At 69.5% G+C, this 14,853-nt stretch carries 15 protein-coding genes; 6 read left to right on the top strand and 9 right to left on the bottom strand.

The genetic code is table 11. From position 1 onward, the window contains the following. Window positions 1-52 precede the first annotated feature (52 nt). The 3 genes from AB5J87_RS36360 to AB5J87_RS36370 all read left to right on the top strand — a co-directional run bounded on the left by AB5J87_RS36360 (window position 53) and on the right by AB5J87_RS36370 (window position 2,317). The gene (locus AB5J87_RS36360; RefSeq protein WP_369383029.1) at window positions 53-1,288 is read left to right on the top strand and encodes a helix-turn-helix domain-containing protein; all 1,236 of its coding nucleotides are present in this window, start codon (window positions 53-55) and stop codon (window positions 1,286-1,288) included. Beyond that, window positions 1,285-1,833 carry a flavoprotein gene (locus tag AB5J87_RS36365; protein ID WP_369383030.1) on the top strand — a complete coding sequence of 183 codons (549 nt, stop codon included), beginning with the start codon at window positions 1,285-1,287 and terminating at the stop codon, window positions 1,831-1,833. The genes AB5J87_RS36360 and AB5J87_RS36365 overlap by 4 nt, the downstream gene beginning before the upstream one ends. Before the next feature lie 133 nt (window positions 1,834-1,966). Further along, on the top strand, window positions 1,967-2,317 hold the full coding sequence (locus AB5J87_RS36370; RefSeq protein ID WP_369383031.1) for a DUF6233 domain-containing protein: 351 nt from the start codon (window positions 1,967-1,969) through the stop codon (window positions 2,315-2,317). Between the two features lie 73 nt (window positions 2,318-2,390). On the opposite strand, the gene AB5J87_RS36375 is transcribed toward AB5J87_RS36370, so the two are convergent. From AB5J87_RS36375 to AB5J87_RS36390, 4 genes are all read right to left on the bottom strand, one after another. Beyond that, complete coding sequence (locus AB5J87_RS36375; RefSeq protein WP_369383032.1) at window positions 2,391-3,275, bottom strand: helix-turn-helix transcriptional regulator; 885 nt, start codon at window positions 3,273-3,275, stop codon at window positions 2,391-2,393. Window positions 3,276-3,311: 36 nt separating this feature from the next. Further along, entirely contained in the window at window positions 3,312-4,118 is an 807-nt protein-coding gene (locus tag AB5J87_RS36380) for an SDR family oxidoreductase (protein WP_369383033.1), read from the bottom strand. Window positions 4,119-4,341: 223 nt separating this feature from the next. Further along, entirely contained in the window at window positions 4,342-5,148 is an 807-nt protein-coding gene (locus AB5J87_RS36385; protein WP_369383034.1) for a LuxR C-terminal-related transcriptional regulator, read from the bottom strand. Further along, window positions 5,136-6,377 carry a histidine kinase gene (locus tag AB5J87_RS36390; RefSeq protein WP_369383761.1) on the bottom strand — a complete coding sequence of 414 codons (1,242 nt, stop codon included), beginning with the start codon at window positions 6,375-6,377 and terminating at the stop codon, window positions 5,136-5,138. Before AB5J87_RS36390 ends, AB5J87_RS36385 begins: the two co-directional genes overlap by 13 nt. 113 nt (window positions 6,378-6,490) lie before the next feature. Here AB5J87_RS36390 and AB5J87_RS36395 point away from each other — a divergent pair, with 113 nt between their 5' ends. Both AB5J87_RS36395 and AB5J87_RS36400 read left to right on the top strand, forming a co-directional pair. Beyond that, window positions 6,491-7,393: a lysostaphin resistance A-like protein gene (locus AB5J87_RS36395; protein ID WP_369383035.1), complete on the top strand. Its 903-nt coding sequence runs from the start codon at window positions 6,491-6,493 to the stop codon at window positions 7,391-7,393. A gap of 318 nt (window positions 7,394-7,711) precedes the next feature. Continuing rightward, the gene (locus AB5J87_RS36400) at window positions 7,712-10,075 is read left to right on the top strand and encodes a discoidin domain-containing protein (RefSeq protein ID WP_369383036.1); all 2,364 of its coding nucleotides are present in this window, start codon (window positions 7,712-7,714) and stop codon (window positions 10,073-10,075) included. 287 nt (window positions 10,076-10,362) lie between these two features. Here AB5J87_RS36400 and AB5J87_RS36405 read toward each other — a convergent pair whose 3' ends face one another. Further along, window positions 10,363-10,815: a Dabb family protein gene (locus tag AB5J87_RS36405; RefSeq protein ID WP_369383037.1), complete on the bottom strand. Its 453-nt coding sequence runs from the start codon at window positions 10,813-10,815 to the stop codon at window positions 10,363-10,365. Continuing rightward, complete coding sequence (locus AB5J87_RS36410; RefSeq protein WP_369383038.1) at window positions 10,812-11,444, bottom strand: TetR/AcrR family transcriptional regulator; 633 nt, start codon at window positions 11,442-11,444, stop codon at window positions 10,812-10,814. Before AB5J87_RS36410 ends, AB5J87_RS36405 begins: the two co-directional genes overlap by 4 nt. 375 nt (window positions 11,445-11,819) lie before the next feature. Here AB5J87_RS36410 and AB5J87_RS36415 point away from each other — a divergent pair, with 375 nt between their 5' ends. Next, on the top strand, window positions 11,820-11,969 hold the full coding sequence (locus tag AB5J87_RS36415) for a hypothetical protein (RefSeq protein ID WP_369383039.1): 150 nt from the start codon (window positions 11,820-11,822) through the stop codon (window positions 11,967-11,969). A gap of 67 nt (window positions 11,970-12,036) precedes the next feature. Here AB5J87_RS36415 and AB5J87_RS36420 read toward each other — a convergent pair whose 3' ends face one another. From AB5J87_RS36420 to AB5J87_RS36430, 3 genes are all read right to left on the bottom strand, one after another. Beyond that, window positions 12,037-13,227 carry an ABC transporter substrate-binding protein gene (locus AB5J87_RS36420; protein ID WP_369383040.1) on the bottom strand — a complete coding sequence of 397 codons (1,191 nt, stop codon included), beginning with the start codon at window positions 13,225-13,227 and terminating at the stop codon, window positions 12,037-12,039. 170 nt (window positions 13,228-13,397) lie between these two features. Then, entirely contained in the window at window positions 13,398-14,030 is a 633-nt protein-coding gene (locus AB5J87_RS36425) for an HAD family hydrolase (protein WP_369383041.1), read from the bottom strand. A 181-nt stretch (window positions 14,031-14,211) separates the two neighbouring features. Beyond that, window positions 14,212-14,568 carry a DUF4190 domain-containing protein gene (locus AB5J87_RS36430; protein ID WP_369383042.1) on the bottom strand — a complete coding sequence of 119 codons (357 nt, stop codon included), beginning with the start codon at window positions 14,566-14,568 and terminating at the stop codon, window positions 14,212-14,214. Window positions 14,569-14,853 lie beyond the last annotated feature (285 nt).

Here is a 14,853-nt window from a genome sequence, read left to right on the forward strand (position 1 = left end):
AAAGCAGACCACACGATGTGTGTGGGTTCTTCACCTGCTTCCGGAGCACGCCATGGACAGCTCCCAGTTCGGCCGTCGTGTCAACTACTGGCGCACCCGCCGACGCATCCCACGTGCCGAGTTCGCCCGCCTCATGGGCAAAAGCTTGCGCTGGGTCGAGGAACTTGAGGCCGGGCGTCGCCAGGCCGACCCCCAGTGGTCCGTGATCCAGCTCGCGGCCCTGCGCCTCAATATCACTGCGGAACGACTCATGGCTGATGCTCTGGACGCCGAGTGCGTCGACGAGAGCGAGATCGATGCTGTGCGCGCCGCGCTTCAGCGTCACGACGTGCTTACCGGGTCCTGTGACGATTCCTCAACCGACCCGCTCCCCGTCGCCGCGCTCTCTCGGAGGCTCGCCCATGCCCGCACCGGCTTCCAGGCCGGCCACTTCGCGCAGCTTGGAACCGAGATCCCCGTGCTCTTGGTGGACACCACCCGCGCTGCCCAACGTTACGAGGGCGCCGACCGGCTCGCCGCGTATGAAGTGCTCTCCCTCGCCCTGGAACTCACCGAGGCCGCAGCCATCAAATGGGGCGACTCAGAGTTGGCCGTCATTGCCGGACACCGTGCGGTCACCGCTGCTGAGCGGTCTGGGAACCCGGTCATCATGGCCAGTGCCGCGCGGCATCTCGGTGACGCGATGACCAATCACGGCCGGGCGGCAGCCGCTGCCGAGTTCGTGCTCAGCGCCGCGCGCCGCCTGGAGCCGGACCTGCTCCGCAGCGGGCCCGACGGATTCAGCGTGCTCGGCATGCTCTACCTCAAAGCAGCGATGGCAGCCGCCGCAGCGAGCGAAGCCGAGGACCGCGATCCGGCTCGCTACGCCCGCCGCGTGCCCGACTATCTCGACGAGGCTGACGAGCACGCCGAGCGGCTCGGCGGCGACCAGAACCGGCTTTGGACCGCATTCGGCCCGACCAACTGCAACCTCTACCGGGTCGCCTCCCATATCTACCTGTCCGAAGGCGCGGACGCCGTCGCCGGGGACATCCCCGCCGCCGCCTTCAACGATCTTCCGCGCGAGCGCCGAGCCCACCTACTCACCGACCGAGCGATCGGCGAGACGCAGGCCGGGCTGCGGGAGCGGGCCGTCGATACCCTCCTGGAGGCCGATGAACTCGCGCCGGAGGAGGTGCGGTGCCGACCCCGGACAAAGGCACTTGTCGAGGATCTGCGCCTTCTCGGCGTGGGTACCGCCGAGAGCCGCTTGCGTCTGCTCGTTGATCGCTGTGGACTGTCCCGGTGAAGAACCGCACTCTGTATCTGATCGCCTGCGCGGCTCCGCCCGTACGGCGTCTCGAAACCCCCATCCGTGCTGCGCAGCAGGCCGGATGGGACGTATGCGTGATCCTCACGCCCTCCGCGTATCGATGGGCCGCCGAAGACTCCGAGGGTGAGATCCAGATCGAGGCCCTTGAAGCGCTTACGGGGCACCCGGTACGCCATCAGTACAAGCTGCCGAGTCAGGACGATGTGCTGCCGCCACCGGACGCGCTGCTCGTGGCCCCGCTGACCTCCAACACCCTGGCCAAGTGGGCGATGGCCGTCAGTGACACCCTCGCGCTCGGGCTCATCACTGAGGGGATCGGGCTCGGCCTGCCGATCGTTGCCCTGCCCCACTGGAACAACGCGCAGGGTGCGCACCCGGCCATCGCCCGGCACGTCTCTACCCTGCGCGAGGAGGGTGTCATTGTGCTGCTGGGCGACGGCGGGTTCACCCCGCACCGCCCTCGGCATGGTGACTTGGACGGGTACCCGTGGGCGGCGGCCATCGCGGCCCTCCCGGTGTAGCCAAGACGGAGCATGCCCCCTCTTTACCCAGAAGAGACCGGGCGTCGCGGCCGGTCTCCCACGCTCAACCAGACTCGAACGTGCATCCGAAGATCCGTCGCCCCTCCTTGCCGCGCTCCTGTTCCTGGAGCGCGTGCAGCGAGCCGACCTCGCCCGGACACAGCGCTGGATTGAGCAGAGACGGCAGCGCGCCGCCGAGGAGGTTGCCCGCTGTCCGCCCCCACCGCCGCCGGACTGGGTGATCGCCTACCAGCGCACCGCCCGCGGCTCGGCCCCACACGACGTGCACGTCGGGGGCTGCACGATGGCCGAGGAGCGGGTCGACCTCATCACCCGCGAGCAGGCCCTCGCGGCGCTCGCCGGGGGCGTCGCGGCCTGCGGTTTCTGCTGCCCTGACCGTAGCCCCGGACATCAGCTCAGAGGTGAACTCGACGGCTCCTGCGGGCTGCTGCCAGCCACAGTCCACAGGAAGGTGTCGCCCTGAAGCGAGCTGCCCCAGACCGGCTGACCTCTGAGAGCTCGAAATGCGTCAGCACGCCGGTCGGGGTGCGCGTGGACTATCCGTTGTTCGCTTCGAGCTCGGTTGCCAGCGTCTGCTGGGTGGCTGTCCAGGACGCCAAGAGCGCCAACTTCTCAGCGGTCGGTGTGTCTGCCGACGCGGTGTAGACGTTGAGGATCAGGCCGGGTTCGGCGGGCAGTTCCAGGGACTCGACGTCCAAGTCGAGCTGGCCCACGATCGGATGGTGCAGCCGTTTGCGTCCGGACCGGTGCAACCGTACGTCCCGAGACGCCCACCGGTGCCGGAACAGCTCACTGCACGTGGAGAGTTCGCCGACCAGGGCGATCAGATCCTCATCATGCGGATTGCGGCCGGCTTCCATGCGTAGCTTTGCGGCCGTGTCCATGGCGATGCGGTCGTAGTCGACGAAGAAGTCTCTGGCCGCCTCGGGGTGCAGATAGACGAACCGTGCTGTGTTGGCGGGCCTTCGCGGGTCGGCCAGCATCGGTGCGTACAGCGCGCGAGCGAGCTGGTTCATGGCGAGCACGTCATAACGGCCGTTACCGATGACGGCGGGCGCACCGGAGATGGCGTCGAGCACCTGCCGCAGTGCCGGGCGCAGCGGCACGGCACGCCTGCGCCGACGTGGGCCGCCGGGCGTCCTGGACTGGCGCGAGAGCTGGAACAGGTGGTCGCGTTCGGCCTCGTCGAGTTGCAGGGCAGAGGCCAATGCGTCGAGTACGCCATCGGAGGCACCGGCGAGGCTGCCGCGCTCCATGCGCACGTAGTAGTCGACCGACACCCCCGCCAGTAGCGCCACCTCTTCACGGCGCAGACCTTTGACTCGACGGTTGCCGCCGAAAGCGGGCAGACCGGCCTGCTCGGGTGCGATGCGGGCGCGGCGCGAGCTGAGGAACTCCCGGATCTCGGTGCGTAGATCCATCATGGCCCTCCTCTCACCGTGAGCTCGGCCCGCAGTCTATGGCGTGCCCGACGCGGTCGTCGCGATGCCGCCGTCTACCGGGATGATGGTGCCCGTGAGGTAGGAGCCGGCCCGGCTGGCGAGAAACACGGCGATGCCCGCCATGTCGTCGTCGCGGCCGATCCGGCGCAGAGGGGTCGCCGCCGCGATCGTGTCGCCGATCGCCTCGAGCGTGGACGTCATCATCTGCGACGGGAACACCCCCGGTGCCACCGCGTTCACCGTGACGTGCTGTGGGCCCAGCTCCCTGGCAAGCACTCTGGTGAGCTGATGGAGTGCAGCCTTGCTGCTGGCGTACGAGTAGTTGGGCGACTGGGCGACATGGATGGCGGCGATGCTGCCGATGTTGATGATCCGCGCGGGATCGTCGGCGGTGCCCGCTCTGCGAAGTGCGGGAAGCAGCGCTTGCACCAGCCAGAACGGCGACTTGAGGTTGAGGTCGATCACTGAGTCCCAAGCCTCGTCCGGGAATGTGGCCAGCGGCTCGCGCCACATCGCTCCCGCGTTGTTGACGAGGATGTCCAGGCGTTCCGAGTCGGCTTGGACGAGATCAGCGAGGCGTTGGCATTCGTCGTGCCTGGACAGATCGGCGGGGATTGCTTCGACGTCGCCGAATTCTGACAGCAGATGCTGTGCCTCCGCGCACGTGTCCGCGTTGCGCGAGCTGATGGTGACGCGGGCGCCCGCCTGGAGAAGGCCGCGCGCGATCATCATCCCGATGCCCTTGGTGCCACCAGTGACCAGTGCGTGCTTCCCGCTCAGATCGAAAAGCCCTGTGTGAGTGGTGAATTGACTGATCGTCATTGGCCACCATCCCTTCTGTAGTCCGGCGTGACGGAATTCGCCGAGACGGTCACGCACTCCGGGGTGCTTCCTCGGCTCAACCAGGTTGACAGGCGTTTCGTGCGGCTGGGAGTTCCTGGTGATACAGGTACTGGGAGGGCTCCCTTCGTGAGGATGTCGTCCTGGAGTGCGGGGCCGTACGGGAGGAGCAGCGGGGGAGCGCGGGTTCGGGACCGTACTTCGGTCACCAGTCTCTGTCCCGGGGGCCGGGCCGCCTGCGGGACAGTCCCGGCAATGACCATGGCGCGGTGCGCGTGGACAGCCGCGCTGGACCGGTCCGTGACGCAGTGTCCGGCTCGGCCCGTGCCGCGTGCCGCGCGCCCTCTGCGGGAAGCGGCGGCGAGGCGGGTCTCTGCGGGGCGCCGAGGTAGGTGAGGACCGCGAGGACACGCCGGTGGCCGCTGTCCTCGGGGGGCAGTTCCAGCTTCATGAAGATGTTGCCGACGTGCTTGTGCACGGCCCGCTCGGTGACGACGAGCCGGTCGGCGATCTCGGTGTTGCCGTATCCCTGGGCCATCATCGCGAGTACCTCGCGTTCGCGTTCGGTCAGCCGCGCCAGCGGGTCCGCGCTCGCCGCGAGGAGTTGGCGGACCACTTCGGGGTCGAGTGCGGTGCCGCCCGCCGCCACCCGGTGGAGGGCGTCGAGGAAGTCGTCGACGCGGGCGACCCGGTCCTTGAGGAGGTAGCCGACGCCGGTGCCGTCGGCGACGAGCTCGCGTGCGTAGGTGTCCTCGACGTACTGGGAGAGCACGAGGACGGGGAGTCCGGGGAGGTGTTCCCGGGCGCGGAGTGCGGCTCTGATGCCTTCGTCGGTGAAGGACGGGGGGAGGCGGACGTCGACCACGGCCACGTCCGGACGGTCGGTGAGCGCGGCCGTCACGAAGGAGTCGGCGTCCTCGGTGATGGCGAGGACCTCGTTCCCCAGGGCCTCCAGCAGCGCGGAAAGACCTTGGGCGAGGAGGGCGTTGTCCTCGGCGATCAGGATGCGCACGGGCACTCCACGGTGATGACGGTGGGGCCGCCGGGAGGGCTCTGCACCCGCAGTACGCCGTCGACCGCCTCGATGCGCCGGCGCATGCCGCGCAGTCCGGTGCCGCGGCCCTCGGCCGCCCCGCCCCGGCCGTCGTCGGTGACTTCCGCGCGGAGCGTGTCACCGGCCTTGGCCAGGGTGACCGATGCGGTGCGGGCCTGGCTGTGCTTGGCCGTGTTGGTGAGGGCCTCGGTGATGGCGAAGTACACGGCGACCTCGACCTGCGCCGGTATGTCGTCCAGTTCGCCGAGGTGGGCGGTGGCGGGTACCGGGCAGCGGGCGACGACGGCCGAGAGCGCCCCGGCCAGGCCCCGGTCGGCGAGCACCGGCGGGTAGACGGACCGCAGGAGGTCACGCAGTTCGGCCATCGCCTCCTCGGCGCCTTCTCGCGCCCGGGTCAGCAGCGGGCCCACGGCCTCGGGATTGGAGCCGAGGGTCCGTTCGGCGAGGCCGAGTTGCATGGCGAGGGAGACCAGGCGGGCCTGGGTGCCGTCGTGCAGGTCGCGTTCGATGCGACGCAGCTCGTCGCCGTGCGCCTTGATCGCCCCGGTGCGCGTACGGTCCAGGGCCGCCACGCGTTCGGCGAGGACCACGGCGGCCGAGGCGGTGAGCAGCCGCCGGCTGGATGCCGCCACCAGCCGGGCGATCAGGGGCGGGCCGAGGAGGGCGAGCAGCAGGCTGAGGAGGAGCTGGGGCACGCCGACGTACAACGCGGATCCCCAGCCGTCGATCGGGATGTTCATCATCACCTTGATCGGCTCGTCCGCGGGGAACACCCACCACAGTGCGACGAGGACGAGCACGGCGGCGGGGAAAAGGAAGAGCGCCGTGCCGATGAGCCCGAGCAGGGTGCCGGCGACCGCCATGCAGGGTGCCCAGCGCAGGTCGTGGCGGGTTGCCGGGTCCGACAGCACGGCCACCAGGGTGCTTCGCGCGTGCGGCCCGGCTGGCGCTGGGGGTGTCGCCGCCCAGCGGCCCAGGCGGGCGCGCTCGGCGTCGGCCAGGCGGCGCAGCAGCCGGAGTTCGAGCGGCAGGACGAGCAGGCCCACGCCGACGAGGCAGAGCACGGCCGAGTACAGGAGTACGGGTACCAGTATGACCAGGGCCAGGCCGCGGGCGGACGCGGTGGCGCAGTATCCGGCGGCCCGGGCGGAGCGCAGCGCGTGCGTACGCGCCATTGACAGGTCCATCACGGACCCAGTCTTCCTCTGCGGGCCTCCGGCCACAGTGGAGCCAGCTACACCATGCGCAAGGGAGCGCACACGATCGCCCCGGTCACCCGTCGGTTCGTAGCGTCGCCGCCATGAAACGAGCGAACTCCCCAGAACGTACGAGCCCCGGGCTCTTCCCCTTCCTCGTGATCAGCTTCGTCGGCGCGTGGCTGACCATGGTCCCCCTGTGGCTCGACGGCCTGCGCCGCACGAGCGCCGAGCAGGAGACGCCGCCACTCGCGGCAGTCTGCATGCTCCTGATGATGGTGGTGCCGGCCCTGACCGCCTTCGGCCTCACGGCACACCGGCGGGGCGCGCGCGAGGCCGTACGTGTCCTGGGCCTCCTGCGGTCCACACCGTGGCGGCACGAACTGCGCTGCGTGGCCGCGGCGCTCACGATCCCGCTCGGCCTCACCGCCGCCGGCCTGGCCCTCTCCACCCTCGCCGGCTGGTACGTCCCCGCGCACCTGCCCGGGCCCGGCACGGTCGCGCCACTCGTGCTGAGCGCGCTGGTGTCCGTACCGCTGTACTTCGGCGAGGAACTCGGCTGGCAGGGCTACATGCTGCCTCGGCTGGTGGCGCGCGGCAGGTTCCGCGGACTGCTGCTCGGCGGGGCGATCTGGGGGGCGTGGCACGTTCCGATGACCGCGCTCGGCGGGAGCTACCCCGGTCATCCGGTGGTGCTGGGGATACCGGTCGCGGTGGTGACCGCGATGCTGTTCGGAACGGTGATCGCGACCGTGCGGCTGGCAACCGGGTCGGTGTGGGCGGCCGTGGCGGCGCACGTTTCGCTCAACGAGTTCGCACTGCCGCTGACCCGCCACGTCTCGGGCGAGCTCGTCGACCCGCTGCTCGCGGGGCCGCTGAGCATCACGACCTGGCCGGCGAGCGCCCTCGTGGTGGTGGGCATCTGGCTGACGTACCGACGCCGCGGCGGGCTCCACGCGGCGACCGGTGGCGTGGTGGTCGCCGTGTCCGGACGTACCTCGCCGTAAGCGTGGGGAAGGGGGCATCCAGGTGTACCCCCGCCCGGTCGGCAGGTGCAGTGGCCTGCCGGGCGCCATCGTGGCCCGCGTACGGATGCGGCGGATTGGTCAGGTCAACTGGTCAGAGGGCCCCCTCCAGTTGGGTCGAGAACCCGCGCCTTATGGAGGTTCCCTTCGTAACACGGCCGTGTTAAGAATTAGCCAGTGGTTTAGACCACTTGGTGCTGGCGGGCCGTCTTCCGCCCCGGTGTCGCCTGCCCAACTCCAGTCCCTCCGATCGTCACGGTCGAGGGTCCGGACATGCCACCCCCTACCGCGAGGACTCCCGTGAAACGCACCCTCCTGGCCGGCATGGCGCTCGGCTGTCTGCTGGCCGTCGGCACGGCCCCGATACTTCCCGCACCGTCGGCTGCGGCCGCCGACGGCGCCCACTCCGCCCCGCTCAATATCGCTCCCGCCGTCGTACCCGCGCCCCAGCAGTGGAGCGCCGGTACGGGGAGGGTCGCCCTGACCGCGAGAAGCCGCATCGTCACCCCGCCGGACGCCTCGGTCCAGCTCAAGCAGACAGCACACCAACTAGGTCTAGACACCGAGGAGTTGGTGGCTCTTCGGCTGGAGACGGCCACCGGAGCGCCTGAACCGGGTGACGTCACACTGAGGATCGACCCGTCCGCGCACTTCGGCAACGTGCTGCCCCAGCTCAAGCAGGAGGCGTACCGGCTCGACGTCAACGCGGGGCGGGTGACCATTACGGCAGGCGGTCAACCGGGTGCCGTCAATGGCGCCCACACCCTCCTGCAGGCCCTGGTGAGCTCGCCCGACCGGCGCAGCGTGCCCGTGGGGACAGCGGTCGACTACCCGAACTACGCCGTGCGCGGATTCATGCTGGACGTCGGGCGCCGGTACTTCACACCGGAGTTCTTGCGCTCCTACATCCGCTGGATGGGCTATCAAAAGCTCAACACTCTCCAGATCCACCTCAACGACAACGAGATCGGCGCGCCCGGCGGTGACTGGTCGAAGGCACAGTCCGCGTTCCGCCTTCGGACGGACAACCCGGCCTTCGCCGGTCTGGCTGCCCCGGACGGGTCCTACACCAAGGCCGACTGGGACTCTTTCGAGGACACCGCCGCAGCCGCCGGTGTCACGCTGATTCCGGAAATCGACGCACCCGCCCACGCGGCGGCGTTCACTAAGTTCCGGCCGGACATCGGACTCAGGGGCGGCAACTCCGATCACCTCGATCTGGGCAATCCGGCCGCCACCACCTTCATGAAGTCGGTCTACTCCGAGTTCGCCCCCTGGTTCCGCGGCCCCAGTCTCCACATCGGCGCCGACGAGTACGAGGGCAAGCTCGTCGACCAGTACAAGACGTACATCAACACCATCGCTACCTACGTGCGCAGCCTTGGCAAGAAGGTCCACGTATGGGGCAGCTTCAACATGATGTCCGGCGGCGGCGCGGGCTACGACCCCGATCTGACCGTCAACAGTTGGAACAACGGCTGGTACGGTCCCCAGCAGGCCATCGACGACGGCTACGACGTCATCAACTCCAACGACGACTTGCTGTACGTCATCCCGCACGCGAGCAACGACCACGGTTACGGCCTCGACGGCCGGCAGATCTTCGAATCGTGGGAGCCGCACGTCTTCCCGCGCGGCAAGTGCCTCACCCCCCAGCAGCCGCACTTGCTGGGAGCCATGCCGGCCGTCTGGAACGACCTGGTGCACACCCCGTACACCGAGATCGAAGTGCACGGCATGGTGGAGAAGAGCATGGCCGCCCTTGCCCAGAAGATGTGGTCGGGTACCAAGGCCGGTACCGACTACCAGGCGTTCTTGAACACGGTGCGCGGCGTCGGCCAGGGCCCCGGCACCAGTTTCCTGCCCGACACCCTCGGCTCCAACAGCGTGAGCGCGGACCTGGCTCGCGGGCGCACCACCACGGCCTCCTCTGTGGAGTCCCTGCGCTTCCAGGCATCCAACGCCACCGACGGCATCACAGAGACCCGCTGGTCCAGCGCCCGCACCGACGACGCCTCCCTGACGGTGGACCTCGGTTCGGTCCGCAGGATCGCCTCGGCCACGCTCATCTGGGAGGCCGCCTACGCCAAGGACTACGACCTCCAGGTCTCCGTCAACGGCACCGACTGGACCACCGTGGCCCGCCGCCGCGGCCTCACCGGGCCGACGACGGAGAAACTCTCCTTCCCGGCCGTCGACGCCCGCCACGTCAGGATGCAAGGCATCACACGCGGCACGGCATACGGATACTCGCTCCACGAGCTGGAGGTGTGGGGCGCCGGCGATCTGGCCGCAGGCAGGCCGGCCACGTCCTCGTCCGACGAGACCGCCGGCCTCACCGCCGACCGTGCCTTCGACAACAACGGCACCACGCGCTGGTCGAGCGGTCGCAGCGACGACCAGTGGCTGCAGGTCGACCTGGGATCCGTACAGACCGTCACCGAGGCGACCGTGGTGTGGGAGGCCGCCTTCGCGAAGGACTACGACCTTGAGGTTTCCACGAACGGTACGCACTGGACCACCGTTGCGAGCCGGCGCAACCGAACCTCCCCCGACGCTGACGACTTGCACTTTCCCCCGACCAGCGCCCGCTACGTCAGGATGCAGGGCATCGAACGCGGCACCCCCTACGGATACTCGATCTACGAACTCCGCCTGAACTGACCGCACCCCCGGCGGCCCCAGGCACGGCAGCCGGGCGGCGTACTCGCGCAGCCCGGCAGCCCGGTGGGGGACCAGGCTAATCTTGGTCGGATGCCGAGGAGCCCGACCCCGCCGAGGCGGCGGGGGCTCCGCAGTGGGCGCCCTCCCAGCCCGGTGCCACGGGTTCGCGTACCTCGGCGGTTCCGCCGCTCATCGCAGCCCGACACGTGACGGGTGCTCTTCGAGACGATTCCGGGTGCGGGTGCGGGTGCGGGTGCGGGTGCGGGTGTTGGCTGTTCGGCTGACGCTCACGGGCTGAGGGGCTCGGTGGGCTGGTATGCGCTGCCTGGGTTGGCGGGGGTCGGTGCGCCGCTGCCGGTGTAGGAAGGGAGGTTGGCCACCAGCTCGGTGAGAGCCGGGTCGCCGGCATAGCGCCGCGTGTGCAGGTCGGTGATCTTGCGGGCGATGTCGGGGTCGTCGCTGTCGGTGGTGTCGTAGGAGACGAAGGACTCCAGCAGCGGCAGGCCGATGCGGTCGGTGTGGGCGTGGGAGGGGGCCATCAGGTACTCCCAGTAGCCGTCGAGATCCTGGAGAACGAAGACGGCACCGTACTCGAACTCGCCGCCGATGTCCCTGCCGACTACGTAACGTGTGACCGCGTCGATCGACTCGCCCTGATTGCGCAGGCTGGCGAGTGCTGCCTCGCGCTGCTCGGCGGTGGCGGTCGCCTTGAAGGTGAAGCGGTTGTGGTGGTAGATCATTTCTCTCCCTTGGCGGTCTGCTCGGGGCTTCGGGGTGTCGCGGTCGGGGCTGACCAGTAGCCGAGCAGTGCGCTCACCGCTTGGTCGGCCAGGCGAAGAGTGCGGTCGAAGCCGACGTCCTCGATCGACCCGATGCCCGCGAGGCCGTGCAGCGTGCCCCACAACAGGTCGCAGGCGTCCTCGACGCTGACAGGTTCGGCTGCGGTCTCGGCCGCCCACGCGCCGATCAACTGCCTGGTGAAGGCGATCACGTCGGCGGCGGCGGTGCGGCGGGCGGAGGCATCGACGTCCGTGCCCGGCGCCCCCGACACGAGCTGGTACAGGCCCGGCTGTGACCTGGCGAACTCCAGGTACGCGGCTGCCGCCAGGTGCGGGCCCCGCGACGCCGGCTCATCGGCCACCGCGGCTCGCATCCGTTGCGCCAACTCGCCGTTGGCCCGCTCCAGCAGCGTGTGCAGGAGGGCCTCCTTGCTCGGAAAGTGCTGGTAGATCACCGGCGCGCTGTAGCCGATCTCGGCAGCGACCTTCCGGATGGTCACGGCCCGCCAGCCCTCGGCCTCGGCCATCCGGCCCGCTGCCTCCAGGATCTCGGCGAACGTTTGCCGACGTACCTCTTCCCGCTTCCCCACGAAAAACCCTAACGCCGTTAGAAAATCTAACAGCGTTAGCATTTTAGGTATTCGTGGATCTGTCAACCCCGGCGCGGCCGGAGCCGTCGGCGTGGGAGGGGCTGCTCGGGGCGCCGTCCGGGGGCTGCCACGTCAACGCGACCCGGTCCCGGCATGCCGTGAAGCGACCTGCCAACCGTCATCAGACATCACAGATCGGGGAATTGAGCAGCGCGTTTGGACGTCGAGCCCGCGCACAGTAGGTCGAGCCCGCGCACGGTACGCAGTCGGGTGTTGGTGAGGGGTTTGTGCTGGTCGGCCATGACCGGACTCCGTGTCCGCGCATCGCGAGAGTGAGGCGGCCGTACCCCTTCCCGCTCCTTGCCCTGGCCGGCCTTGGCCACGGTTCATTCGGCTGGGGCCGCACTCGCCCCTCTCTCCACCAGCCAACTCGCCGAAGCCGCAGCAGAGCACGACACCGACCCGGCCGCCTGCACCGTCGATGAAGCATGGGCCGTCGGCAAGCGCCTGGCGAGCCTCTTCTGACCGAACCCGTCTGCCAGACCGGGGTAGGACGTGTCAGTGACCTCGTGCAGGTCCCGCCCCATGCTGTTCAACATGGCGACTCATGGCTGGGCGGATGTGAACGACCGGCCAGGCCGGGCAGTGGCCGTCGGACTCCCGCGCTCTCCTGGCCGGTGTGGAGCACCCGGAAACGGTCGGGTTCCGCCGGGTCCCGATCGACAACATGGATGGATGGCCAAGCCCATTGCCAGACGCTGATGCCTGGTGTGCGGGAGAACCGGATGGGCCCGCGAGTGCCCTCGACCGCCACGCGCGGCCATGACTCGGCAATGGCCGCCCGGTTCGTGCCGTGGGAACGCAACACCGCAGCCAGGACAGTGACGGTGTCCCAACCCTCGAAGGCGACGAAGGAGGGCGCTGCGCCCAGCCGCTCACGAAGCTCTCTGCCGACGCGTTGGCCGAGCGGACCGAGGCGCTCGGGCAGGTAGCGCAAGAACGGAATCCCGGCGCCGTCCTGGCCCAGCGCGGCGTCCCATTCGGCGAACTCCGGTTGCCCGGCCGGAGCACCGATCAGGATCTGCGCGAGCCGACGGTCGCCGCGGACAGCCTCGACGATCGGCACCGCTGGCTCTGGATGGCCCACCAGCAGCAGGAGCGCTGTCGCACCGTGATCGACGAGCTTGTCACACAGGGCCTCGGGGGTCAGCGTGTTCGCGTCGAGTTCGAGGACGGTGCCACCGCGGGGCACGAGCCGGTCCCGCAGGATCCGGGCCCCCGAAGCCCAGTAGGCGCTCGGCTGGGTCGCCACGGCGATCCGGCTCCGGCCCGTACGGAGGAGGAAGTCCGCATAGATCGCCCAGCCGCGCGACTGCGCCGGGGCCAGGCGCGCGACCCACTGCGTTGGCTCCTCGGTGAGCGCGTCGAGCACCGCGGACGAACACAGGAACGGCACGCCGAGAGCGTCGGCCCGGGTGGCGGCGGCGCGGGCGACGACGCTGTGGTACTCGCCCGCCACCGCGGCCACGCCCAGGCCGGCCAGCTCGTCCACGGCCGCCGCCGCCCGCTCCGGATCAGCTGCCGTGTCCCGGACCACCAGCTCCAGTGGTCTGCCGTCGATCCCGCCGGCATCGTTGACCTCGCGAACGGCCAGATCGAGACCGGCGAGCAAGTGCCGGCCCGTCTCGACCCAGCCGGGCCGCGTCAGCGGGACGAGAGCACCCAGGCGTACGGACGACCCGTCTGCATGCCCCGTCTGGGACGGCAATGATGTCGTGTTCATCGGGTTGCGCCTTTCTGGGGACGATACGGCTGTGGTCCCGCCAAGCCCCGGCACTGTCGGCGGACGCGAACGCCGCGGTGGCCACGGGACATCGAGGGCGTTGAGGCGGCGGCCGGGGCACTTCGCTTGACGTTCACAGGGGCATGAGTCTCGCGAGGGGCGGTGCTTGCCTACCGTGGCAGGTCGGCGCCGAGGAGCGGTGCGAGCGCATCACGTAGTTGCTGGATCCGCTGGAAGTGCAGGCCGGTCATGCCGGTTGCGGTCGCCGCGGTGACGTTCGCGAGGGTGTCGTCGATGAACAGACACCGCGAGACCGGAACCCCGGCCCGTTCGGCGGCGATCTGATAGACGCGCGGGTCGGGCTTGGCCACACCGATCCGCGCGGTGTTCACTACGGCGTCCACCGCGTCGGTCAGCCCCAGCTGGGCGAGGTCCGCTTCCAGCCGGGTGGTGGCATTGGAGACAAGCACGACAGGAACCCGCCGACGCGCCGCTGCCAGGAGGGCCAGGACGTCTCCGTCGACCCGGCCGGTCAGGAGCCCCCACGCGGCGGACAGGGCCTGCGCTCTCTCGGCCGATCCGCATGCCTCGGCAAGGTCCTCTGCGACCGCCGAACGCCATTCTTCGTCCGTGATCTCTCCCGTGACGGCAGGTACGAGGCGCTCGGGACGAAAGGCTGTCGCTGCAAGAGTTCCGGCCGCAAGCCCGTACTCACGGTCAAGGCCGGACATCGCGTCTGGATCCCACAGGCGAAGGACTCCATCGAGGTCGCACAGCACTGCGTCGAAGGGCATGCAGTTCATGGGCACGATCTTGCCAGGAGAGGGAGTATCCCCCAGCAGCGGCCTGACGGTCCTTCCTGGACCGTACGCCGAGCCAGGTCGCTGGGGCCGGCGTGTCGCTAGCAGGGGAACCAGAGAGAGATATCGGCGAGCTGCGCACAGTGATCTCCGTCCGCGCGGGGGAGAAGCCGTCCGCCGCTGGTCAGTTCTCGGTGAGCTGCTGGCGGACGCACTGCTTGTACTGCTGGAAGCTGTCGGGCCGGTAGCAGTCCTGCGTTTTGTCGGCGTACCAGAGGAAGAGGACGGCGGCCAGGACGGAGACGGTGATCGCGACGGCCGACGTCACCACGGCGGTGACGGCTTTGCCACGGCCGGTACCGGTCCGTCGGCCCGTGGCCAAGGCGATCAGGCCCAGGATCAGGCCGATGACGCCGATCAGGCCGCCGATGAAGAAGACGGACGTGCTCAGGCCGACGATCCCGAGCACCCTGGCCACCCGGGCCAGACCGTTGGCCGATGCCGTGCGCTGCGGCGGCATCTGGATTCCTTGCGTGTTCATCAAACATCCTCCGGTCGACTGCTGCGAGAACGATCTTGGCCGTCGGGAGTGCGGATGCGCATCGCGGTAAGGAGGGAGAAAGTGCTCCCCCGATCGGGGGAGGGCACCAGCGGACTGCCCGCCCACGCTGGGACGACCATGATCAGAGCACTCCGGCGGCTGCTGCACGTGGCCCTGGGATGGATGGGACGCGGACGACCGGCCTGCTGAGCTTCCCACCGCGCCTGTCGGCGCGGCCTCTGAGCCGGGCAGCTCGGGGGGCGCGGAAGAGCCCGCGGAAGTGGG

This window comes from Streptomyces sp. cg36 (assembly GCF_041080675.1).
Taxonomy (GTDB): Bacteria; Actinomycetota; Actinomycetes; order Streptomycetales; family Streptomycetaceae; genus Streptomyces.

Coding starts and splice junctions, on each gene's coding strand:
- AB5J87_RS36380 (WP_369383033.1), bottom strand. CDS start 4,118: ATGACGATCAGTCAATTCACCACTCACACAGGGCTTTTCGATCTGAGC.
- AB5J87_RS36425 (WP_369383041.1), bottom strand. CDS start 14,030: ATGAACTGCATGCCCTTCGACGCAGTGCTGTGCGACCTCGATGGAGTC.
- AB5J87_RS36360 (WP_369383029.1), top strand. CDS start 53: ATGGACAGCTCCCAGTTCGGCCGTCGTGTCAACTACTGGCGCACCCGC.
- AB5J87_RS36375 (WP_369383032.1), bottom strand. CDS start 3,275: ATGGATCTACGCACCGAGATCCGGGAGTTCCTCAGCTCGCGCCGCGCC.
- AB5J87_RS36420 (WP_369383040.1), bottom strand. CDS start 13,227: ATGAACACGACATCATTGCCGTCCCAGACGGGGCATGCAGACGGGTCG.
- AB5J87_RS36405 (WP_369383037.1), bottom strand. CDS start 10,815: ATGATCTACCACCACAACCGCTTCACCTTCAAGGCGACCGCCACCGCC.
- AB5J87_RS36395 (WP_369383035.1), top strand. CDS start 6,491: ATGAAACGAGCGAACTCCCCAGAACGTACGAGCCCCGGGCTCTTCCCC.
- AB5J87_RS36430 (WP_369383042.1), bottom strand. CDS start 14,568: ATGAACACGCAAGGAATCCAGATGCCGCCGCAGCGCACGGCATCGGCC.
- AB5J87_RS36390 (WP_369383761.1), bottom strand. CDS start 6,377: ATGGACCTGTCAATGGCGCGTACGCACGCGCTGCGCTCCGCCCGGGCC.